A 20,768-nucleotide genomic window follows, 5' to 3' on the forward strand; every position below is an offset into this window, starting at 1 on the left:
ACCCCTGCCGAAGAATGGGGTCATGGAAGTCAGCGCCCAGACTCTCGGAGCTCAGCCTCTCGGATCCCCGGCCTCGGTGGCCGTGACGGATCCCTGGAGCGCGCTCGGTGCGCTGACCGAGGCCATCGTCGCCGCGGATCGCGTCATCGCCCAGATGCAGGCGAGCCGCGAGATGCTGCTCGCCCTCGCCGCCGGTCTGGTGCCTTCCCTCGCGTCCGACGACGGCGTGCCGGTCGGTTTCGACCACGTCACCTGGGATGCGCGGGCGGCAGAGCTGGCGGAGCGCTCCGTGGCGGCCGAGATCGGGACGGCGACCCTCACGAGCGACCGGACCATTCAGCGGCAAATGTCGGAGGCCACGGATCTCGTGGTGCGGTTTCCCGAGACGCTGCGCGCATTCAGCGAGGGACGGATCAGACTCGCCCATACCCGGGTGATCCGGGATGCCGCCGCTGATCTGGACGATGACAGCGTGCGCGCCCGGTATGAGGCCCACGTGGTCGCCCACGCCGAGAACGCGGCACCGCAACGGCTGAGGCGGTTCGCGGTCCGGGAGGCGGAAAAGGTCCGGCCGGAAGCTCTCGCTCTCCGTTTCGAGCGGGCCCGAGCCGAACGACGTGTCTGGGTGTCGCCCCTGCCCGATGGGATGGCGGAGCTGACGGCGGTTCTGCCTGCCGCGGTGGCGCACGGGATTCACGGCCGTCTGACGGACATGGCACGGGACCTGAAGGACCGAACACCACTTGGCACTGGCGCTTCCGGCGAGGTGAGGACCAAGGACCAGCTGCGGGCCGATCTGATGGCGGATCTGCTGCTGACGGGTACGCCTCAGAGCATGGCGGACCCCGAGGGGCACCTCGCGGCGATCCGTGCGCGCGTCGACGTGACGATCCCCGTGGAGCTGTTCGGAGCCTCGGAAAAGTCTGTCGGATCACGGAGTGATGCCGAGCGGCAGTGGACGACGGCCCGTGGACCCGGCTCGAGGAGTGACCTGCGGGTCAGATCGCGCGGTCAGGTCGTGTCAGACGGCGGTGCCGGACACCACGGCGTGACCGCGGAGCTCAACGGCCAGTTCGCCCTTGACCCGGAGACCGCCCGCCGTCTGGCCGGTGCGGAATCCGCCTGGAACCGAGTGCTGACCGACTCGCTGTCCGGTGCTGTGCTGGCCGTTGACCGGTACCGTCCGAACGCAGACCTGCGGAGGTACCTCGCAGCCCGGGACACCCGATGTCGCTTCCCCGGCTGCGGGATCCGTGCCGCGTCGCTGGACCTCGACCATACCGAGGACGCGGCGCACGGAGGTATGACGAGTTCCGCCAATCTCGCCGGGCTCTGCCGTAGACACCATGTGCTGAAACATCACTCCAGCTGGACCGTCCGCCAGGTGGGGAGAGGGATCCTCGAGTGGACCAGCCCCACGGGTCGCATCCATCGGGGACGATCCTCCGGCCCCGGCGACGCGGACCGCGGATGTCCGGGTGTCAGGTCAGGACCCGCCGCCGTTCTGATGGGTCATGCCCTTTTGCACCTGCACCTCACCCCTTGTCCGGCCGCCAGCCACGCCACACCGGCTGCCGGAGGATGCCGTCGCCGGTGCGTCCGCGGGATTCGACCTCTGCGAGCGCATCGGGGTCGACCCAATGTGCTCCGCGCCGGATCTCCACCGGGACCTCCACCGCAGGATCGGCTCGCTCCTGCTCTTCCAGCCGTTCCCGGATCTCCCGGCGTTGCCGCGCCGAGAATCCGGTGCCGACGCGCCCGGCGTACTGCAGCGCGCCGTCGCGCCGCTCGGCAAGAAGCAGTGAAGCGAAACCGCGCGGCTCGACGTCGCTCTCCCGCCAGCCCATGACATAAACCTCCGCCGTGTCCAGCAGCGGGTACTTCCGCCAGTCCTGCGAGCGCGAGCCGGACCGGTACACGCTGTCCCGGCGTTTGGCGACCACCCCTTCGAGGCCCAGTTCGCCCGCGGCGTCGAGCGCTTGCTCGCCCGAACCGTCGAAGGCGTCCGGCGCGGCGAACGGCGTTTCCAGAGGAGCCTCGATCACCGAGGTGAGGAGCTCACGGCGCTGCTCATAGCTCAGCGAGCGGCAGTCGCGGCCGTTGAGCTGGAGCACGTCGAACAGGAAGTAGGCGGCCGGTGCGGCCTTGCGAGCGCGTGCGACTTGGTCCGGCTCGGTCAGCCCGAACCGCTGCTGGAGTTTCGAGAAGCTCGGAACGCCGTCGGCAAGGGCGACGATCTCCCCGTCGAGCACGGCCTGCTCGGCGTTGAGCAGGCCCGGGAGCCCGTGCAGCTCGGGATAGGAGGCGGTGAGGTCATGACCCGAGCGGCTCACCAGGCGCAGCCTCCCGTCCTCGACGACGGCGAGCGCCCGGATCCCGTCCCACTTCATCTCGAACGCCCACTCGCCGGAGTCGAGGTGGGGGAGCGAGGCGAGCGGTGCGCTGTCGGCCAGCATCGGGGTGAAATCCCCGGGATCGGAGGCGCCGGAGGCGGTGGCATCGGGTGGTGCCGGCTGGTCCTTGCCGTCCAGCTCCATGCGATGGATCATCCAGCGGGGCTTGCCGCCCGCCTCTCCGGCCCGGAACAGCACGACCCGGCGCGACCCACCGAGCCCGCCGCCGGGGCTGCCGTGCAGCGTGACGATGACCTCGTCGTCGCGCCATTTCTCCAGGTCGTAGTGGCCGCTGTCCCAGATCTCGACGGTGCCCGCCCCGTACTCGCCGCGGGGGATCGTGCCCTCGAAGGTCCGGTAGGACAGGGGGTGATCCTCGGTGGGGACGGCGAGGTGGTTGACGGCGCCGTCGTCGGGCACGCCTTTCGGCAGGGCCCAGCTCACGAGCACCCCATCGTGCTCCAGGCGGAAGTCGTAGTGGAGGCGGCGTGCCTGGTGGCGCTGGATCACGAAGCGCCGTTGGTCGCCCTCCGCATCGTCATCGCTGTCCCCCGGGGCCGGGACCGGTTCCGGGGTCCGGCCGGCGTCGCGCTTGGCTCGGTACTCGGTCAATTGGTCGGGCGCCGCACCCGCTCCCTTGCCCGCGCCCGCACGGAGCAAGGCCGCCAGCGGATCACCGCGCTTCTCCACGCGCTGCAGGACCTCATGGAATTCCAGATGGCGCAGATGGGGGGAGGCGAGCTCGCGCCAGGTGCGGGGCGCCGCCACCATGGGCCGGGCCCGCCCGCGCAGCGAGTACGGGGCCACCGTGGTCTTCGCCGCATTGTTCTGGCTCCAGTCGATGAAGACCTTTCCAGGGCGGAGCGCACGTTTCATGGAACTGGTGATCGTCTCGGGATGGTCCGTCTCCAGGGAACGCGCCAGTTCGTGGGCGACGGCGGACGCATCGTCGGAACTCAACTCGCCGCTGAGCGCGGCATAGAGATGGATGCCGGAACTGCCGCTCGTCACGGGGATGGATTCGAGCCCCATGTCGCGGAGCAGGTCGCGGACCAGGAACGCCACCTGGGCGACCTGGGTCAGCTCGACGCCGTCCCCAGGATCGAGGTCGAACACGAGGCGATCCGGGGTCCCCGGCTTTCCCTCGGCGGTGAAACGCCATTGGGGCACGTGGATCTCCAGCGAGGCCAGCTGGGCGAGCCACACGAGCGTCGCCGCGTCATCCACGAGCGGGTACGTGTTGACGTGGTCCTTGTGCTGGATCTCGCCGGTGTGCACCCAGTCCGGGTAGGAATCGCCGAGATCCTTCTGGAAGAACGCCCCGCTCCCGTCCGGACCCACGCCATCGGGCCATCGCTTCCGCGTGGCCGGACGCTCCCGGCAGTGGGGGATCATCGTCTTCGCGATCGCGGAGTAGTACGCGATCACCTCTTCTTTGGTGGTGCCGGTCTCGGGGTAGAGCACCTTGTCCAGCTTCGTCACCCGGATACGGTGCCCGTCGAGCCGCACCTCGCCGTCGCGCTGTGCCATGACTACATCATGGTCCGGTCCCCACGCAAGAGGTAGACCGTTGACGTGCGCGGGGTCTCTACTGTAAGGATGAGAGCGATCTGGAGCGGAGCCATCACCTTCGGCCTCGTGAACGTCCCGGTCAAGCTGTACAGCGCGACGGAGGACCACGACGTCGATCTTCACCAGGTGCACGACGCCGACGGCGGACGCATCCGCTATCAGCGCCGCTGCGAGGTGTGCGGCAAGGTGGTCGAGTACGAGGACATCGACAGGGCCTATGCGGACGACGAGCAGACGATCGTCCTGACGAAGAAGGACCTGGAGTCCATCCCTCAGGAGCACGATCGCGACATCACCGTGGTGGAGTTCGTCCCCAGTGATCAGCTCGACCCCTTGCTCTTTGATCGCAGTTATTACCTGGAGCCGGCGGGAAAGAACGCCAAGGCCTATGTGCTGCTGCGGCGCACCCTGGAGAAGACGGACCGGACCGCAGTGGTGCATTTCGCCCTGCGCCAGAAGACCCGGCTGGCCGCTCTCCGGGTCAGGGGCGACGCGCTGCTCCTCCAGACTCTGCTGTGGCCGGACGAGATCCGTGAACCCGATTTCCCGGCACTGGACGAGAAGACCCGCATCAGCGCCAAGGAGATGCAGCTCTCCGCAGCGCTGGTCGAGAGCTTCTCCGAGGATTTCGACCCCTCCGCCTTCCACGACGACTATCAGGAGCAGCTGCGGACCCTAATCGAGGCGAAACGGCGTGCCGGGGACTCTCTGGACACGGAGGAGACCTTCGGGCGGGAGGAATCCAGCGGGGGCCAGGTCATCGACCTCATGGAAGCGCTCAAGCAGAGCGTCGAGCGCTCGCGGGCGCGGAAGAAGGGCGGGGCCGGCAAGGGGGAGACTGCGAACGGGAAGACCGCGAGGGGAGCAGCGGACAAGCCGTCCTCCGGGAAGGCCGGCACAGCGAAGACCGGCACGACGAAGAAGACCACCGGTACCCGCAAGAAGGCCACCGCCAAGAAAGCAGCTCCCCAGAAGGCGACTTCCCAGAAAACCCCGGCCCGCAAGGGGGCCTGACCCGTCAGGAAGGAGCACACCTATGGCGGAATCCGTGGTGAGTGAGCCGGCCGACCGCCTGGTCCAGGAACTCGCCCGGCTGGCACAGGCCCGGGGCCTCACGGTGGCGACCGCGGAGTCGCTCACCGGGGGACAGCTCGCCGTCGCGATCTCGGCCTGCGAGGATTCCAGCGAATGGTACCGCGGTGGGATCGTCGCGTATCAGCCCGCCACCAAGCACGGACTGCTCGCCGCCCCACCGGGCCCGGTGGTGACCGCTCCGACGGCGGCAGCCATGGCCCGCTCGGCCGTGCGCCTGCTGGACGCCGACTATGCCGTCGCTCTGACCGGCGTCGGCGGCCCAGGTCCGGAAGAAGGGCAGCCCGCCGGAACGGTGTACCTGGCGACGTGCGCGGCAGGGGAGGAGCCGGACGTCGTCCACCGGAGGTTCGAGGGGAACCCGATGGAGATTCTGGAATGCTCGGTGCTGGCGGCCCTGCGGGAACTCCTGGACCGGATCACCCGGGGATGAGTGCCCGGACACGATACCGTCGGAACCATGACCGAATTCTGGCGCAGCACTGAGCTGCCGCACCTGGAATCGCGGCGCTCGTGCCAGGCGGTGTCCTGCTACCGGCCGCACACCCATGACCGGTTCTCCATCGGCCTGATCGACGCGGGGCAGGCCCTGTTCGCCGGTGCGGGCGGCACCCGCTGCGAGCTGGAGCCGGGGGACGTGCTGCTGATTCCCGCGCACACCGTGCACTCCTGCAACCGGCAGACCGGCTTGTGGACCTATCAGATGATCCACGCCGACCAGGACTGGATCACCAGCCTCCTGCCGAACGGCGCCACGCGACTGCTCGACGGCGTCGCGGTGTTCCGGGAGCCCGGCCTGCACAGGGCCTTCACTCGCATCAATGACGGACTGTTCCGTGGAGAGGACCCGGCCAGGGTGGAGACTTTGCTGGCGGAAGCGCTCGCCGGCTGCGTGGAGTTCACCCCTTTTTACAGCGGCGCAGCCAGCCCGGAGTCCGGCACGGATTCCCCACTGACGCCCGTCCTGGATCGCCTCCGGAGCAGTGAGGCCACCCCCAGCCTCGACGAACTCGGCGGGCTGCTGGGCCTGGACAAGTACCAGCTCATCCGCGCCGTGAAGGACGCCACCGGACTCCCACCCATCGCCTGGCGTCAGAACGACCGGGTCATCGCGGCGCGCGCCCTGCTGCGTGAGGGCCTGTCGCCGGCCGAGACCGCGTACGCGCTCGGTTTCACTGACCAGAGCCACTTCCACAGGGTGTTCAGGTCGCACGTCGCAGCGACGCCCGGCACCTACCGGGCGTGACGCAACTTCGTACAAGACGGCGGAACGCGCACCCAGCAGACTGTCCGCATGGAACTCACTGCCCCGACGCTTCAGGCCGCCTCCGACACGCTCCGCCGCTGGGCCCTCGATGAGGACCTGAAAGCCAGAACCATGGCCAACCCCGCGCTCGCAGCCGCCGCCGGACGTGTCGCCGCACGCTACACCGCAGGGCCCGACGTCGACGGCGCGCTGACGGTCCTTGAGGCGGCGTCACGCCGTGGGCACCGGCTCAGCGTCGAATGCGTGGGTGAATCCGTGCGGGACGCTGTGGTCGCCTTACAGGAGACCGAGGCGTTCGTGGACCTGGCGCGGCGCCTCGGACAGGCCGGCTCCCTCCCGGCCCCTCCGACCGTTTCGTTCGACCTCTCCCACCTGGGATCGCTGGTCTCTCCGGAACTGGGCCTCGCGAACGCGTCGCGGGTCGCTCAGGCAGCGCGTGACGCCGGCACCTCCGTGATGATCTCAGCCGAGGGCTCTGACCGGACCGACCTCGTGCTCGATCTCTGGGAGCGGCTCTCCTCGGACTTCCCGGAGACCGGGATCACCGTCCAGGCCCGGCTGCACCGCACGCCGGAGGACCTGGAGCGCGTGCTGCGCCGGTCCGGGCCGGTCCGTCTCGTGAAGGGCGCCTTCTTCGAACCCTCTTCCGTGGCGTATCCCCGGGACTCGGAGCCCTTGGTCGCCGCCTACCACCGGCTCGCGGACCGTCTGCTCACGAGCGGGCACCGGGTCAACCTGGCAACCCATGACGCCACGTTGATCGATGAGCTGCATTCCCGCCACGGCGACACGCTCCGGGAGAGCCACGTCGAGTTCGAGATGCTCCAAGGCCTCGGGACGGAACTGCTCGATGCACTGCATGCCGAGGGTTTCGCCACCCGGGAGTACATCATCTACGGGCCCGAATGGTGGCTCTACGTGCTCAACCGGATCGCCGAGCACCCGGAACGGGTCCTCCTCGCGCTGGCCGATCTGGGGTACCCGGCGTTGGGGTGACCCGCGGCACATTACCGTCATCTAACGCGGTTCCTCGGGTCCGACGAGCGCGGCTGGCACTATCATGGAAGCTTCCCCGGACGACCCGCGTGAGCTCACGCGTGCCCGGATCCGGGGTCAGTAGCTGAACGACAACGGAGGACCATGAGCCGGAACCGGAAGAAGCCGCGTCAGGATAAGAAGCAGGCGGCAGCCCTTAAGCAGAGCGAAGCCCTGTACAAGAACGCCGACCGCGCCGTCGACACCCAGGCCCTGGCCTTCGTGCGCTGGTACGAGGAGACGGACGGGAACACCGGTGCCGAGGCGCTGCAGGTGCTTCAGTCGGTCAAGCAGTTCCTGTGGCTGTACGGCGCCAGCGGCGCCCCGGTGTCCGCCACCGCGTTCGACGCCGACGTCTTCCTGCAGGCCATGGCACAGCTGGAGGCGATGAGCGAAGCGGGGGAGAGCCGTGTCTTCCAGGTCATGACGGACGACCTCCAGGTGTACCTCGGATACCTCGACGCCACCGGTTCCTGGACCGGCACCGCCGAGGACCTCGAGGTGCTGCTCGAGAACTTCGTGCTCACGCAGGACGAGGAGGCACCGGAGGAAGCGGCCGCGCCGGTTGAGACCGGGCAGCGCCGATGCTTCTGACGCCGCCGGCGCTTCCGACGCCGGCGGCGCTTCCGAGGGTGCCATCCGCCACGCCGTCGCCCTCCTGGAGTGGCTCGGCGACGGCAAGGAGCTGACGGCCACCGGGTCTCTGCGCCTGGCCGACATCGCGGGCGCCGCTGCGGCCGTCGGCGTGCACGCGGTCGGTTCGCAGAAGCGGCTCTCCGAGGACGAGGTGGCGGCGCTGGCCGACGCCGACGGCCGGCTCCCGCAGGTCGTCCGGTCCATGGCCGAGCTGGAGCACCTGAACAACCTCTGGCTGAGTCTTCGCGAACTCGGATACCTCGAGGTCACGGGCAAGAAGGCCACCGTGAGCGACGCCGGCCGCGCCCTGCAGAACGGCGGAGCCGCGGAGCGCGAGGCCCTGCTGCGGGAACTCGCCGCCGGCGCTGAGCTCGCCGACGCTGAACTTTCTGCCGCAGGCTGACCCCTGAGGCCGGCCCAGTGAGCGCGGGTTTCGCCGTGGTCGATGTCGAGACCACCGGTCTGGTCGCAGGACGGGACCGGGTGGCGGAGATCGGCATCGTCCACGTCGACTCCGACGGCACCGTCCGTGACCGTTGGGAGACCCTCGTCAACCCTCAGCGGGACCTTGGTCCGCAGCGCATCCATGGCATCCGCGCGGAACAGGTGCGCGACGCCCCGCTCTTCCCCGACGTCCTGCCGGAGGTCGCGCGCCGGCTGGAAGGGCGGGCTTTCGTCGCCCACAACGCACGCTTCGACCACCGTTTCCTCGCGGCGGAGTTCCTCCGGGCGGGGGAACAGTTCCCGGTCGGCGCGGACGATGTCGTGTGCACCATGAGACTGGCCCGGACCTTCCTGCCGGGTGTGGGCCGGTCGCTCCAGGACTGCTGCAACGCCTTCGGTCTCCCACTGGAGGATGCGCACACGGCAGGCGCCGACGCCGAGGCGACTGCGCACGTCCTGAGCGCCTATCTCAGCATGGCGCCGGAGCATCCGGTCTGGGCAGCGGCGCTCGAACGGTCAGCGGCGCTCGAACGGTCAGCGGCGCTCGCCTGGTCCGTGCCGTCCCGGGCAGGCCATCCCGGTCTGACCCGCGGACGCAGTGACCACCTGGCCCGCCTCCGCCGCCGGCTCGCGGCCGCCTGGACCGACGGCATGCTCTCCCCGGAGAGCGTGGCCGGGCTGTATGCGGAGGCCGACCGCCTCGGTGTCGCCGAGGAACAGGTGGACTCTCTCCTGAGAGAACCCGCGCCCGCGCCGTCCGGCGGCTGGTCTCCGCCGGGTGCTCCGGTGGCGCTGGAACCGGGCCGGAGGCTCGTCCTGACCGGTCAGATGCGCCGGCCGCGCCACGAGATCACCGAACGATTGCAGGCGGCCGGGTATCCGGTGCACCCGGCCGTCACCCGAGCGGTCGCCCTGGTGATCGCCGCGGACCCGGACACTCAGTCGACCAAAGCCCGGAGAGCCCGGGCCTACGGCATCCCGGTGGTCGGCGAGGACTTCCTGCGCACGCTGCTCGGAGAGCACTGACCTGCTTCCGGTTCCTGCGATTACCCTGTGAATGCTCGAATCAGAGCAGCCGGCTCCGCGGAAAGACGCCGGCGGGCCGGTAATCTCTGGCAGTATGTCGAGCTTTGCCCGCCGCGCCTCAGCACCCACGCTCGCCGCGGCACTCACCCTGACGCTGCTCTGCGGCGTCCTGCTGCCCGGAGCGGCCGCCGACGACGACGCCCCGCCGAGCGGGTACCCCTCGTGGAGCGACGTCCAGAAAGCGAAGCAGAGTGAAGGGGCGAAGGCCGCCGAGATCACCACGATCAAAGGTCTCCTCGGGCACTTGGAGACCGAAGCGGAAAAGCGGGGCAACGCCGCCGTCGTCGCATCCGGAGAGTATGCCGTGGCAGACGCTGCTCTCAATGTTGCGAAAGCGAAAGTGGACGGGCTGTCGGCGCAGCTTCGCCAGGCGACCGCGGAAGCCGCGCGGTACCGGAAGGAGTACGGCTCCCTGGCCGTGCAGGCCTATAAGAGCGGCAGCCTGGACCTGCCGGGAATCCCGGATCTCCAGTCCATCCAGCCGGACCGTCTGCAAGGACTCAGCGTCCTGGAAGTCGTGACGGGCCGGGCGTCTGCTTTGCTGGCGAAGTCGTCCGCCGCGGAGAACACCGTGCGGTCTCTCACCGACCAGGAGCAGCGCGCTGAGGCTGAGCGGCAGCGTCTGGCAGACGACGCGCGGCAGAAGCTCGGCGCCGCCCAGGCCGCGAAGACCGCCATGGACACGCAGCTCGCCCAGCAGAAGCAGCACGGCCAGGAACTCACGGCGCAGCTCGCCTCGCTGAAGGGGACCACGGCGTCCGTCGAAGCCCGCTACCAGCAGGGCCAGGAGGCCCTTGCCGCCTACGAAGCGGCTCAGGCCGCCAAGCGCGCCGCCGCCGAGCAGCGTGCCCGGGAACAGGCCGCGGCGGCTGCAGCGGCTGCGGAACAGGAACACGAGCGGGAGCTGGCCGCAGCCAACGCGACGCAGGCAGGTTCTGCAAGCGGTCCGGCGCCCAGCACGCCTGACCCGGCGCCTCAGCCGCCCGTCGTCGTGCCGCCGGACACCGGGGGAGCCGTCAACGACCCTGCCGGGGCTCAGTCCTATGCGGCCGGCCGGTTGGGATCCTACGGCTGGGGCCAGGACCAGTTCCAGTGTCTGCAACTGCTGTGGACGCAGGAGTCGAGCTGGCTCACGACGGCGACGAACGCCTCCTCGGGCGCTTACGGCATCGCGCAGGCACTCCCCGCAGGCAAGTATGCCAGCGCCGGCAGCGACTGGCTCACGAACTATCGCACGCAGATCGAATGGGGCCTCGGTTACATCCGGGACCGCTACGGCTCACCGTGCGGCGCCTGGGCGCACGAAGTCTCCAACAACTGGTACTGACCCGGTTTCCCTACCCTGCCTCACCACTTGAGTCCGCGCCCCACGATCGCGCGGATCAGGGCGTCGCTCACTTCGGTGTTCGCCGAGGGATTCCGGATCAGGGTGAAATCCACGTCCCCCACGGGCGGCAGATCGAAGCGCCGGGTGATGACCGTCAGGTCCTCCGGGATGAGGGTCGAGGGCATGACCGCGACGCCGAGCCCGGCCCGGACGGCCGCCAGCACACCGGCGATCTGCCGGGTGGAGCACGTGACCTTCCAGCGCCGCCCCTGCGATTCCAGGGCGTCGATGGCCAGGCGCCGGCTCAGGCTCGGCGCCGGGTAGGCGACGAGCGGCACGGGGGCGTCGTCGGGCAGCACGGTCTGTTCCAGTCCGACCCACGCGAACGTGTCGTGGCGCGCCACTTCACCTTCGGCGGTTCCCGCCACCCATTTGACGAACACGAGGTCCAGTTGCCCGGCTTTGAGACGCCGGTGCAGCTGATCGCTCTGGCCGACGGTGAGTTCCAGGTTGATCTCGGGATAGAGCTGCCGGAACTCGCGCAGGATCCTGGGCAGGCTCGTGTTCGCCAGATCGTCCGCAGCGCCGAAGCGCAGCCGCCCCCGCATGGCCGAACCGGCGAAGTATCGGGCCGCGGCATCCTGTTCCGCCAGGATGGTCCGGGCGAAGCCGGCCATCGCATCGCCGTTGTCGGTGAGGCGCACCTCCCGGGTGTCGCGCACGATCAGGGACCTCTTCGCCGCGGCCTCGAGCTTCTGGACGTGCTGGCTGACGGTGGGCTGGGCCAGGCCGAGCCGCTGCGCGGCCTGGGTGAAGCTCAGGGTCTCGGCCACTGCCAGGAAGGACCGGAGGTGAACAGGATCGAACATGAAACGGCCTTCCTCGTGACGGTCCGTGGGAGCCGGAACCCCGTGTTCCCGGTCATCCACGATCATTGCGATAGGCAATGGCACTTATAGCCATAATTCCCTTTTGCAATGAAACGGCGCAAGCCTACGGTGGACTCACACTCCGAGAACCTGAACCGAGGACTTCCGTGACGCCCCCTCCGGCCGCCGTGCCGCCCGCCGCATCCCAGACCGCCAGCCCCGCGACCCAGCCCCTCGCCGTCGTCTCCGAAAAGCTCCCGTGGCGGCAGACCTTCAATTCGCTCTCCATCCCCAACTTCAGGATCTTCACCGCCGGGCACTTCGTGGCGGTCATCGCGATCTGGATGCAGCGCATCGCGCAGGACTGGCTCGTGCTCCAGCTGTCCGGTTCAGTGACGGCCGTCGGCGTGACCGCGGCGCTGCAGTTCCTCCCGTCGCTCATGCTGGGACCGTGGGGCGGCGCCCTCACGGACCGGTTGCCCAAGCGGCGGATCCTCATCGCGACCCAGAGCGTTGCGGCGCTTCTGGCGGCAAGCCTCGCCGTCCTGGCGCTCAGCGGCCGCATCGAAGTGTGGCACTGCTACCTGATCGCGCTGATCCTCGGCCTGGTGACGGTCCTCGACCAGCCCGCGCGTCAGGTGTTCGTCAACGAGCTCGTGGGACCGGAGCATCTCCGGAACGCGATCAGCGTGAATTCGACCGTTTTCCAGCTCGGCGGGCTGATCGGGCCCTTCCTGGCCGGCGTGCTGCTCACCGCGGTCGGCGCCGGGTGGGCTTTCGCGATCAACGCGGTGGCGTGCTGTTGCACCGTGCTGAGCCTGACCGCCATGAACCGCGACCGACTGCACGTCACCGCTCCGGCGCCTCGCCGGAAGGGCATGGTGCGCCAGGCGGTCCAGTACGCGCTCCGCAAGCCCACCATCCGCTGGCCCTGGCTCATGGCGGCCTTCGTGTCGCTCTTCGCCCTCAGCCTTCCCGTGCAACTGGCAGCCTTCGCGGACCGGGTGTACGACGCCGGCGCCGGCGGCTACGGCCTGCTCAATGCCATGCTCGCGCTGGGTGCGCTTCTGGGCGCCATCACCTCCACGCGCCGGCGTCGGCTCCAGGTCCGGTCCGCGGTTTTTGCCGCAGGAGCGTACGGGGTCATGCTCTGCATCGCCTCCCAGACGCCCGGGCTGGCGGCCTTCTGTGTCCTGATGGTGTGTTCAGGGTTCTGCTCGTTGCTCTTCCTGACCGCCGCCAACCAGCTCGTGCAGACGAGTTCCAACACCGCCATCCGGGGCCGCGTGATGAGTCTGTACCTGGTGGTGCTCATGGGCGGCCAGGCGATCGGCGGGCCGATGATGGGTTCCCTCGCGGAGCACTTCGGACCCCACCTCTCGCTGTTCGTCTCCGGCCTGGTGCCCGCCGTGGCCGCGGCTGTCGTCTCGGTGGTCCTGGCACGGCAAGGGAAGCTCCGGCTCCAGGTGCGGCTGCGAGGCTACCGCCCGTCGTTCCGGATCGCAGGAGGTGCGGCGCGAGCCGCCGACAGTTGAGAGAGCACTCCCGGTTGGCCCGGCCCCGGTTAGGCTGAAGGGGTTCCTCGCATCCCGATAGAAGGCAGGCCCATGCAAGAGTCACCCAATCCGCTCGTGCCCAACGGCTGGGAAGTGGGTGCCGTGGTCATCGGCGCCGTCATCGTGGTGCTGGCCATCGTGGCGTGGGTCCTGCTGCTCCTGCGGAAACCGCTCACTCCGGCATACCGGCTGGTGCTGGCCCTCGCGGTCCTGATGTTCCCGGTGCTGGGCCCGCTCGCGGCGATCCTCATCTCGCTCCGGGCACCCCGTCCGGGTCAGGCTCCAGTGGCGGGGCGGCAGGACTGAACCGGGGCTGATCGACCCCGGGAGTCACTGGCCGGCGGCGTCCTCGGCGATACGCTTCGACACCGCGGCCGGCATGGTGGAGCAGGAGTCGCCCGAGTTCCGGTCCGCCGCGTGGTCGCTGGCCAGATCGGTGATGCCGACGGTCGCCACGGTCGCCTGCCAGCCACCCATGCCCTCGATCTGGCGCGGCACCCAGACATTGGCCGCGCCGTTGATGAGGTCCCAGGCGAGCGGATCGGCGCTCGGGCCGAGGTCGATGCCACCCTGCGGCGCGCGGCGCACCCGCTCCGGCAACGGAAGGACGCCCATGAGCTGGCCCGCCTGGTGTTCAGTCATCGCCCAGGGCGGAGTGTTGTAGTAGTACCAGCTCGCGGCGCAGATCCCGTACAGCTTCGGGGCGAACTGCGCGTAGTTGAGATAGAGCTCCAGGACCCTCTTAGCCGGAACCGTCAGACTCATCTCGGTGGCGAGACCGGCTTCCAGAGTCTTGCGCACGGGGTCCTGGCTGGGCCAGAGATAGATGTTCTTGACCAATTGCTGGGGAATGGTCGAACCGCTGGGGTCCTTCTCGCCCTTCTGCCACGCTTCGGCCCGCTGGGTCAGTTCCTCCCAGGTAAACGCCCCGACGCGGGTGCCGAGCTGCTCGTCCTCGTGGGCGATGGTCGCGGCCAGGGCGAAGCGGCTCATGTGGTCGATCGAGACGTACTGGTACACGATCGGCTCGCCACTCTGGAACATGTACGACGTCCGCGGGGGCGTGAACCAGTTGTAGCTGAGCACCGACAGGAACTGCACCACGACGAGCACCGCGATGCTCACCATGACGCGCTTGAAGACCTTGCGGCGGCGAGGCGGCTTGGTGGATGCGCCCGGAACCGTGGATGCGCCCGGATGCAGGGTGCCGTGGGGAGCGCTGCGCCGGTCTGCGCCGGCCGACCGGGTCGGCGGGGCGACGGCGGGGGAGGGTGCGGCGCCGCGGAACCGCTTCTCCCGGCGAGGGCGTCGGCCGCGCGGCGGTGCTGCCTGTTCCGGCCGGGTCCCCTGGGCCTCCGGCCGGGTTCCCTGGCCCTCCGGCCCGCCGTGGTATCCGGAGGCGCCGGGTTCGTCGGACGGCAGGCCCCGCTGGGCCTCGATCCGCCCCGTGCGCGCGGCCTGCCAGGAGTGATTCGGTGGTTCGGAGCGCATGGCCGCAGTGTAGAGGAGCTTCCTTGAAGGGCTCTGACAGCCTGGTCAGGACCGAGCCGTCAGAGCCCCCACCCGACAGCCTGCGCTGTCAGACCCCGAGGCGTTCCTTGACCTCGGCGGCACTCGGGTTCGTGGCGGCGGACCCGTCCGGGAACAGCACGGTCGGGACGGTGCGGTTGCCGTTGTTGAGCTGTTCCACCAGTTCGGCCGTGCCCGGGACCTCTTCGATGTTGATCTCCTGGTAGCCGATGCCCTGGGCGTCGAGCTGCTTCTTCAGGCGCTTGCAGTAACCGCACCATTCGGTGGAGAACATGGTGATGCTGCCGGATTCGGGGGTGAAGTCCACGGGTTCCTCTCGGGTCTGTCTCTGAACATCTGCAGACCACAACAGTACGGCGTGCTGCTTTCTTCCCTGTTTTCTTCCCGTGGCGCGGACGGCTGGTGCAGGAGAGGCGGCTGGTGCAGGGGAGAATCCCGGGGGTGACATCGGACCCCGATGCGGGTAGACAAGTGACATGACCTCCTTCGTCACCTCAGCAGACGGCACCCGGATCGCGTACGAAGCCCAGGGGAGCGGACACCCGCTCCTCATCGTGGGCGGCGCCCTGAACGATAAGAACTCCGCCGCCGGCTACGTCCCGCTCCTGGAGGACGCCTTCACCGTGGTCCGCTACGACCGCCGTGGCCGCGGCGAGTCGGGGGACACCCGGCCGTGGTCCGCGGAACGCGAGATCGAGGACCTGAAAGCCGTCGCCGAGGAGTTCGACGGGCCGGTCTCAGTGTACGGGCACTCGTCAGGCGCCATCCTGAGTCTCCTCGCCGTCGCCGCCGGACTCCCGGCGCGACGCGTCGTCACCTATGAACCTCCTTTCCTGACGGAACAGACCACGGACTGGCGCGCCTTCGCCGAGCAGCAGCGCGAGGCGGCGGCCGAGGGCCGCCCCGGTGACGCGGTGGAGAACTTCATCCGCCACGTCGGCGCGCCGTGGGACCCGTCGATGCGGCAGATGCCGTTCTGGGCGGGTCTCGAAGCCCTGGGTCACACGGTCACCTACGACCTGCAGATCGTGGGTGACAGTTCGGTCCCTGTCGAGGAGCTCGCCCGCATCGAGGCTCCGGTGCTCTCGCTGTACGGCGGCGACAGCCCGCAGTGGGCCGAGACCTCCGCGGAGGCCGTGGCTGCGGCGGTTCCTGACGGCAAGGCGCTGGCCATCCCGGGGCAGACCCACAATTCGGACCCGGCCGCGCTCGTGCCGCAGATGAGGGCGTTCCTGCTCGGCTGACCCCCCGGGAACCACCCCATTTGCTGACGCATCGTCACCATCTCCCGTCAGGCCGATGCGTCACACTGGAAGGGATGGACTTCCTCCTCAATCTCCCGTTCCACGTGGCGTTCCCGGTGCTGTTCGTGATCGTCATGTGCCGCGCCAACGCCACGTATTGGATCGGGCGGGGCGCGGTCAACGGGCTGGAGAAGACCAGGCTCGCGCATCGGCTGAGCGGAGCCGAGGCGGGCACCGCGAAACGCTGGATCGCGAAGTGGGGGCCAGGCGCCGTCGTCGTCTCCTTCCTCACCATCGGCATCCAGACCGCGGTGAACTTCACCGCGGGCGCGGGGCGCATGCCCCTCAAGCGCTACCTTCCCGCCGTCACCGTGGGTTCCCTCATCTGGGCCCTTCTCTACGCGACCGCGATCCTCGCGCTGATCGACACCTGGTTTGGTCTCATGGCGGGCTCGCCGTGGGCCTGGGTCGCAGCGGCGCTCGTGGTCCTGGCCGTTGTAGCGTTGGTACTTGTACGACGACGGCGACGCAGCCTGCGCGCGGCCGTCTCCCCGGTGGATGCCGACGTCAAGCCCTGACCGCCTCGGCGAGCCCACCTCCACGCGCTGGGCTCCAGCGAGGAAGGACGCGGTGTGAACCTGCCCGAACTGGCCGGAGGGGACTCCTACTACGTCCCACTCGGCGACGGTCGATACCAGTCCACGATTCACGCGCAGGGCGCCTGGAATCCCCACGAGCAGCACATGGCCCCGGCCAGTGGGCTCATGGTCCACGAACTGGCGAAGCATGATCCGCGGCCCGAACTGCGCATGGCGCGGCTCTCCTTCGAGATCCTCGGCCTCATCCCCGGTGGCGAGTTCTCCATCCGCTGTCAGACGATCCGGCCCGGCAAGACCATCGAACTGGTTCAGGCCGAACTGCTGGCGCCCGATGCCAAGGGTGTGGAGCGCGTGGCGATCCGCGCCTCCGCCTGGCGCCTCATCATGACCGACACCTCGGCCATTGCAGCGGTCGAGGACGAACCGATGCCGTCGCTCGAGGAATGCGATCCCTTCGACGTGGCCTCGCTCTGGCCGGGCGGTTACATCGCCTCGATCGACGTCCGTGTGGCCCGGCACCACCGGCGGGGCAACGGCTGCGTCTGGGTCTCCACCCGGCACCCGCTCGTCGCAGGCGAGGACGTGCCCGAATGGGTGCGGCTCATGGGGCTCGTGGACACCACCAACGGCATCGCCGCGCGGGAGAAGCCGGGTCCCGGTGGGTACGCCTGGCCGAACACGGATCTGCAGATCCACCTCTACCGTCAGCCCTCCGGCACGTGGCTCGGCCTGGACAACTCGGTCTCCTTCGGCGCGGACGGGATCGGCCTGACCTCCACGGTCCTGCATGACGTCCACGGCCCGTTCGGCCGGGCCGAGCAGATCCTCACCATCCGGGCCGTGGGATGACCGGTCGGCACGCGGCCGCCGTCCCGCCACTGACTGTCGCGCCCCTGACCGTGGTGCATCAGGAGCGCACCCTCGGGCCGGCGGAGGACCTGGACCTGGCGCTCCGCCTGCTCCGCCGCGCCCAGGACGGACTGATCGGCCCCACCTTGCGCCTGTACCGGCCTGAGCCGACGGTGGCCTTCGGGCAGCGGGACGCCAAACTGCCGGGGTTCGACGCCGCGGCGCAGGCCTGCCGTGACCGGGGCTTTGAGCCCCTGATCCGGAAAGCGGGCGGCCGTGCCGCGGCCTACCACCGGGGGTGCCTCGTGGTCGACCACATCGAGCCGCGCGCGGATGCGATCGCGGGGGCGAAGGCACGGTTCTCGCACTACGGCGAGCTCCTGGCCGATGCCCTGCGGTCGCTGGGCGTGCTGGCCGCCGTCGGGGAGATCCCGGGGGAGTACTGCCCCGGGGAGTTCAGTGTCTACGGTGACGACCCCGTCTTCCCCTCGCACCAGGTCAAGCTCATCGGCACGGCGCAGCGCGTGGTCTCGGGCGCCTGGCTCTTCAGCTCGGTGATCGTGGTGGAGGACTCCGGTCCCTTGCGGGAGGTCCTGACGGACTCGTATGCGGCGCTTGGTCTCGAGTGGAGTCCCGCGACGGCGGGAAGCGTGCAGGACCTGTCGCCGGACCTGCGGGTGGAGGACGTCATGGGTGCGGTCGTTGCCCGCTACTCCCAGGAGACTCCGCTGGCCCGTGCCAGCATGGAGAGCCTGCTGGGCGACTGAAGCGGCCCGCTGCCGAGTGGTCCGTCATGTCAAAGGCTCCTTTCAGAATCCCTCGATATCGGCCAGGGTCCACGATAGGCTCGGGTCATGACGCAGTTGACCGGGGAATACACTGTCCAGAGCTTTGACGCCGCCACCCTTCCTGAAGACCAGATCTCCCGCTTCGCCGAGTGGTGCAAAGCCGTCAAGCTCGGGTTCCACGACTCGACGCCGGGCGACGATCTGATCGCCAAGATCCTGCGCAACGCCCGCCACGACAACCGGGTCCTCACCGGCGTGTACCAGGAGTCCACTCCGGAGTACGGTCTCGCCGCAGAATCGCCCGTGGCGACTTTCGGCACTTTCACCAAGAACCTCAATGTGGGACGCGGCCAGGAGATCCCCGCGCATCTCATCACGGCCGTCACGGTCAGGCCCACGCACCGCCGGAAGGGCCTGCTGACCCGGCTCATGACCGAGGACCTGCGCCGCGCCCAGGAGAACGGCCTGGCCATCGCGGCGCTGACTGCCTCCGAAGGCGGGATCTACGGCCGCTTCGGCTTCGGCGTCGCCACGTATGAACGCTCCCTTACGGTGGACGTCACCTCTCGCTTCCGGCTCCGTCAGGCGCCGACCGGCCGGGTGGAACTGACCGATCCGCGCAATCTGCTCGAGCTCGCCGAAGGCATCTTCGACCGCTTCCACGCGGCGACCCCCGGTTCCATCGGCCGTGCACGCTTCTACCCGATGCTCGCCTCCGGCTTCATGGACGAGAAGGGCGAGGAGAGCAAGGACCTGCGGGCTGCCTTGCATTACGACGCCGACGGCACGCCGGACGGCTACGTCTCCTATCGCTTCAAGGGCTGGAACACCGAGCCTTACACGATGTCGGTCGTCGACTTCGTGGCTGCCACTCCGGAGGCCCATCTGGGCCTGTGGGCTTTCCTGGCGAGCCTGGATCTCGTGGAGCGCATCGAGGTGGAGTCCGCCCCGGCGCAGGACGCGCTCGAATGGGCTCTCGAGGATCCCCGCTGCGTGGAGGCCAAGGAGCCGCGGGACATGCTCTGGCTCCGCCTACTGGACGTCAAGGCCGCGCTGGAGGCGAAGCGCTACCCGTTGGACGGAAGCCTGGTCCTGCGGGTGGAGGATCCGCTGGATCTCGTGAGCGGAACTTACCGCATGGTGGTGGTCGGCGGGACCGCCACCGTCACGGAGGTCGGGGACGACGACGTGGACGACGCCACGGTGGAGCTCACCCTGGGCGTCGCGGAGCTGAGCTCGGTGTACCTCGGCGGGGTGCCTGCGGCCACGCTCGCGGAGGCCGGCCGGATCCAGGAACACGTGCCGGGAGCGGTGGAGCGTCTGGGGCTGTTCCTGACCCCCGAACGCCCGGTGCACTGCCATACGCACTTCTGAGAAGGCGGCCCGTCTGGGAAGTGCCGCTTAACAGCGACTCGTCAGGATTCGCGGACTACACTGAGGCGGTGTATTCCCCGCGTCATCTCCGGGAAGGGCTCGGGGGCGGGCCTGCGGATCCCGGTCGTCGTGCCCTGTTCCTGGGCATCGCCGCCTCCCTCGGTCTCGGCCTCGTGGCCTGCGACGAGGGGGACGCCCCCGAAACCCCGCCCCGTGGCGCGGCGGGCGGCGCCGCCGGTGCCGTGCCCGCGGCGACGCCGAGGCCCGGCGTCGCGCGTCCACGGCCCATGCCGAGCGTCGTGCCCGTGGTGACCCGCCGGGAGATCCTTGCTGAATTCGGCCGCCGGTCACCCGCGCAATGGGGCCTGGACGTCACCGGCGTGGCGCTGGGCGGCCCGAGCCGCTCGGTCGCGCTGACGTTCGACGCGTGCGGCGGTCCGGGCGGCTCCGGATTCGACCGCAAACTCATCCGCTCGCTGCGCCGTCACCAGGTCCCGGCCACCCTGTTCATCAATCTGCGCTGGGCCCGCAGGAATCCCGGTCTGCTGCGGGAACTCGCGACGGATCCGCTCTTCGAGATCGCCAATCACGGGGTGCGTCACAGTCCTCTCTCGGTCAGCGGCCGCAGCGCCTACGGGATTCCGGGGACCGCGGATCTGGGGGAGGCGTATGACGAGGTCATGGGCAATCAGGAGGGCCTGTCCGCGCTGACGGGTCGCGCACCGCTCGCGTTCCGGCCGGGCACCGCCCACTATGACGAGGTCGCGGCCGCCATGGTGCGGCGCTGCGGTCTGCTGCCCGCCAACTTCTCCGTGAACGCCGACGGCGGAGCCACCTTCACACCGGAGATGGTCGCCGGCCAGCTGGACTCGGTGAAGGGCGGGGACGTCGTGATCTCCCACTTCAACCAGCCCAGGTCAGGCACCGGTGAGGGGTACGTGGCGGGCCTGCCCGGCATGCTCGGACGGGGACTTCATTTCGCGCATCTGAGCACGGTGTTCGGGCTCGGAAAAGCTGCTTTGACCGGCGTTGCCGCGGGACGGTAAACTAGTAGGGCGTGCGTTACGCGTACGCGCGAATCAATCCAACACATCAGGATGGTCCTTG

Annotated in this window: 20 protein-coding genes and 1 pseudogene; 17 read left to right on the forward strand and 4 right to left on the reverse strand. The window is 69.2% G+C overall.

What is annotated here, in order from left to right; all coding sequences use genetic code 11:
* Positions 1-154 precede the first annotated feature (154 nt).
* Positions 155-814, forward strand: a pseudogene (locus QFZ52_RS16150) (DUF222 domain-containing protein); the annotation flags it as partial.
* A 721-nt stretch (positions 815-1,535) separates the two neighbouring features.
* Here the strand turns inward: QFZ52_RS16150 and QFZ52_RS06025 are convergent.
* Entirely contained in the window at positions 1,536-3,923 is a 2,388-nt protein-coding gene (locus QFZ52_RS06025) for an ATP-dependent DNA ligase (protein ID WP_307496721.1), read from the reverse strand.
* A gap of 69 nt (positions 3,924-3,992) precedes the next feature.
* On the opposite strand from QFZ52_RS06025, the gene ku reads away from it, so the two are divergent.
* The 8 genes from ku to QFZ52_RS06065 all read left to right on the forward strand — a co-directional run bounded on the left by ku (position 3,993) and on the right by QFZ52_RS06065 (position 10,852).
* On the forward strand, positions 3,993-4,979 hold the full coding sequence (gene ku, locus QFZ52_RS06030; RefSeq protein WP_307496723.1) for a non-homologous end joining protein Ku: 987 nt from the start codon (positions 3,993-3,995) through the stop codon (positions 4,977-4,979).
* A gap of 22 nt (positions 4,980-5,001) precedes the next feature.
* Positions 5,002-5,490: a CinA family protein gene (locus QFZ52_RS06035; RefSeq protein ID WP_307496724.1), complete on the forward strand. Its 489-nt coding sequence runs from the start codon at positions 5,002-5,004 to the stop codon at positions 5,488-5,490.
* A 27-nt stretch (positions 5,491-5,517) separates the two neighbouring features.
* Entirely contained in the window at positions 5,518-6,303 is a 786-nt protein-coding gene (locus QFZ52_RS06040; RefSeq protein ID WP_307496725.1) for an AraC family transcriptional regulator, read from the forward strand.
* A 48-nt stretch (positions 6,304-6,351) separates the two neighbouring features.
* Positions 6,352-7,320 carry a proline dehydrogenase family protein gene (locus QFZ52_RS06045; RefSeq protein ID WP_307496726.1) on the forward strand — a complete coding sequence of 323 codons (969 nt, stop codon included), beginning with the start codon at positions 6,352-6,354 and terminating at the stop codon, positions 7,318-7,320.
* A gap of 144 nt (positions 7,321-7,464) precedes the next feature.
* Entirely contained in the window at positions 7,465-7,953 is a 489-nt protein-coding gene (locus QFZ52_RS06050) for a hypothetical protein (protein WP_307496728.1), read from the forward strand.
* The gene (locus tag QFZ52_RS06055; protein ID WP_307496729.1) at positions 7,925-8,398 is read left to right on the forward strand and encodes a hypothetical protein; all 474 of its coding nucleotides are present in this window, start codon (positions 7,925-7,927) and stop codon (positions 8,396-8,398) included. Before QFZ52_RS06050 ends, QFZ52_RS06055 begins: the two co-directional genes overlap by 29 nt.
* A 17-nt stretch (positions 8,399-8,415) precedes the next feature.
* On the forward strand, positions 8,416-9,465 hold the full coding sequence (locus QFZ52_RS06060; RefSeq protein ID WP_307496731.1) for an exonuclease domain-containing protein: 1,050 nt from the start codon (positions 8,416-8,418) through the stop codon (positions 9,463-9,465).
* 94 nt (positions 9,466-9,559) lie between these two features.
* Positions 9,560-10,852: a lytic transglycosylase domain-containing protein gene (locus QFZ52_RS06065; protein ID WP_307496732.1), complete on the forward strand. Its 1,293-nt coding sequence runs from the start codon at positions 9,560-9,562 to the stop codon at positions 10,850-10,852.
* Between the two features lie 20 nt (positions 10,853-10,872).
* Here the strand turns inward: QFZ52_RS06065 and QFZ52_RS06070 are convergent, their stop codons facing one another.
* Positions 10,873-11,721 carry a LysR family transcriptional regulator gene (locus QFZ52_RS06070; RefSeq protein ID WP_307498674.1) on the reverse strand — a complete coding sequence of 283 codons (849 nt, stop codon included), beginning with the start codon at positions 11,719-11,721 and terminating at the stop codon, positions 10,873-10,875.
* A gap of 167 nt (positions 11,722-11,888) precedes the next feature.
* Here QFZ52_RS06070 and QFZ52_RS06075 point away from each other — a divergent pair, with 167 nt between their 5' ends.
* Both QFZ52_RS06075 and QFZ52_RS06080 read left to right on the forward strand, forming a co-directional pair.
* Complete coding sequence (locus QFZ52_RS06075) at positions 11,889-13,256, forward strand: MFS transporter (protein ID WP_307496733.1); 1,368 nt, start codon at positions 11,889-11,891, stop codon at positions 13,254-13,256.
* Positions 13,257-13,328: 72 nt separating this feature from the next.
* A complete protein-coding gene (locus QFZ52_RS06080) occupies positions 13,329-13,583 on the forward strand; it encodes a hypothetical protein (RefSeq protein WP_307496734.1) in 255 nt (84 codons plus the stop codon).
* 24 nt (positions 13,584-13,607) lie between these two features.
* Here the strand turns inward: QFZ52_RS06080 and QFZ52_RS06085 are convergent, their stop codons facing one another.
* Positions 13,608-14,768, reverse strand: coding sequence for a transglycosylase domain-containing protein (locus QFZ52_RS06085; protein ID WP_307496735.1), 1,161 nt, complete (start codon positions 14,766-14,768; stop codon positions 13,608-13,610).
* Between the two features lie 88 nt (positions 14,769-14,856).
* Positions 14,857-15,114, reverse strand: coding sequence for a mycoredoxin (locus QFZ52_RS06090; RefSeq protein WP_278268917.1), 258 nt, complete (start codon positions 15,112-15,114; stop codon positions 14,857-14,859).
* A 169-nt stretch (positions 15,115-15,283) separates the two neighbouring features.
* Between QFZ52_RS06090 and QFZ52_RS06095 the strand changes: the two genes are divergently transcribed.
* From QFZ52_RS06095 to QFZ52_RS06120, 6 genes are all read left to right on the forward strand, one after another.
* Complete coding sequence (locus tag QFZ52_RS06095; RefSeq protein WP_307496736.1) at positions 15,284-16,051, forward strand: alpha/beta fold hydrolase; 768 nt, start codon at positions 15,284-15,286, stop codon at positions 16,049-16,051.
* 74 nt (positions 16,052-16,125) lie between these two features.
* On the forward strand, positions 16,126-16,629 hold the full coding sequence (locus QFZ52_RS06100; protein ID WP_307496737.1) for a DedA family protein: 504 nt from the start codon (positions 16,126-16,128) through the stop codon (positions 16,627-16,629).
* A 54-nt stretch (positions 16,630-16,683) separates the two neighbouring features.
* Positions 16,684-17,499: a thioesterase family protein gene (locus QFZ52_RS06105; RefSeq protein WP_307496738.1), complete on the forward strand. Its 816-nt coding sequence runs from the start codon at positions 16,684-16,686 to the stop codon at positions 17,497-17,499.
* Positions 17,496-18,266: a lipoate--protein ligase family protein gene (locus tag QFZ52_RS06110; RefSeq protein WP_307496739.1), complete on the forward strand. Its 771-nt coding sequence runs from the start codon at positions 17,496-17,498 to the stop codon at positions 18,264-18,266. Before QFZ52_RS06105 ends, QFZ52_RS06110 begins: the two co-directional genes overlap by 4 nt.
* 87 nt (positions 18,267-18,353) lie before the next feature.
* Positions 18,354-19,661, forward strand: a complete 1,308-nt coding sequence (locus QFZ52_RS06115; protein WP_307496740.1) for a GNAT family N-acetyltransferase — start codon at positions 18,354-18,356, stop codon at positions 19,659-19,661.
* Between the two features lie 68 nt (positions 19,662-19,729).
* Positions 19,730-20,707 carry a polysaccharide deacetylase family protein gene (locus QFZ52_RS06120; RefSeq protein WP_307496741.1) on the forward strand — a complete coding sequence of 326 codons (978 nt, stop codon included), beginning with the start codon at positions 19,730-19,732 and terminating at the stop codon, positions 20,705-20,707.
* Positions 20,708-20,768 lie beyond the last annotated feature (61 nt).

This window comes from Arthrobacter woluwensis (assembly GCF_030816155.1).
Taxonomy (GTDB): domain Bacteria; phylum Actinomycetota; class Actinomycetes; order Actinomycetales; family Micrococcaceae; genus Arthrobacter_E; species Arthrobacter_E woluwensis_A.

Excerpts from the sequence above, each read along its gene's own strand:
- QFZ52_RS06085 (WP_307496735.1), bottom strand. The coding sequence starts at position 14,768 with ATGCGCTCCGAACCACCGAATCACTCCTGGCAGGCCGCGCGCACGGGG.
- QFZ52_RS06080 (WP_307496734.1), top strand. The coding sequence starts at position 13,329 with ATGCAAGAGTCACCCAATCCGCTCGTGCCCAACGGCTGGGAAGTGGGT.
- QFZ52_RS06035 (WP_307496724.1), top strand. The coding sequence starts at position 5,002 with ATGGCGGAATCCGTGGTGAGTGAGCCGGCCGACCGCCTGGTCCAGGAA.
- QFZ52_RS06050 (WP_307496728.1), top strand. The coding sequence starts at position 7,465 with ATGAGCCGGAACCGGAAGAAGCCGCGTCAGGATAAGAAGCAGGCGGCA.
- ku (WP_307496723.1), top strand. The coding sequence starts at position 3,993 with ATGAGAGCGATCTGGAGCGGAGCCATCACCTTCGGCCTCGTGAACGTC.
- QFZ52_RS06070 (WP_307498674.1), bottom strand. The coding sequence starts at position 11,721 with ATGTTCGATCCTGTTCACCTCCGGTCCTTCCTGGCAGTGGCCGAGACC.
- QFZ52_RS06095 (WP_307496736.1), top strand. The coding sequence starts at position 15,284 with ATGACCTCCTTCGTCACCTCAGCAGACGGCACCCGGATCGCGTACGAA.
- QFZ52_RS06115 (WP_307496740.1), top strand. The coding sequence starts at position 18,354 with ATGACGCAGTTGACCGGGGAATACACTGTCCAGAGCTTTGACGCCGCC.
- QFZ52_RS06025 (WP_307496721.1), bottom strand. The coding sequence starts at position 3,923 with ATGGCACAGCGCGACGGCGAGGTGCGGCTCGACGGGCACCGTATCCGG.
- QFZ52_RS06100 (WP_307496737.1), top strand. The coding sequence starts at position 16,126 with ATGGACTTCCTCCTCAATCTCCCGTTCCACGTGGCGTTCCCGGTGCTG.
- QFZ52_RS06040 (WP_307496725.1), top strand. The coding sequence starts at position 5,518 with ATGACCGAATTCTGGCGCAGCACTGAGCTGCCGCACCTGGAATCGCGG.
- QFZ52_RS06065 (WP_307496732.1), top strand. The coding sequence starts at position 9,560 with ATGTCGAGCTTTGCCCGCCGCGCCTCAGCACCCACGCTCGCCGCGGCA.
- QFZ52_RS06045 (WP_307496726.1), top strand. The coding sequence starts at position 6,352 with ATGGAACTCACTGCCCCGACGCTTCAGGCCGCCTCCGACACGCTCCGC.
- QFZ52_RS06110 (WP_307496739.1), top strand. The coding sequence starts at position 17,496 with ATGACCGGTCGGCACGCGGCCGCCGTCCCGCCACTGACTGTCGCGCCC.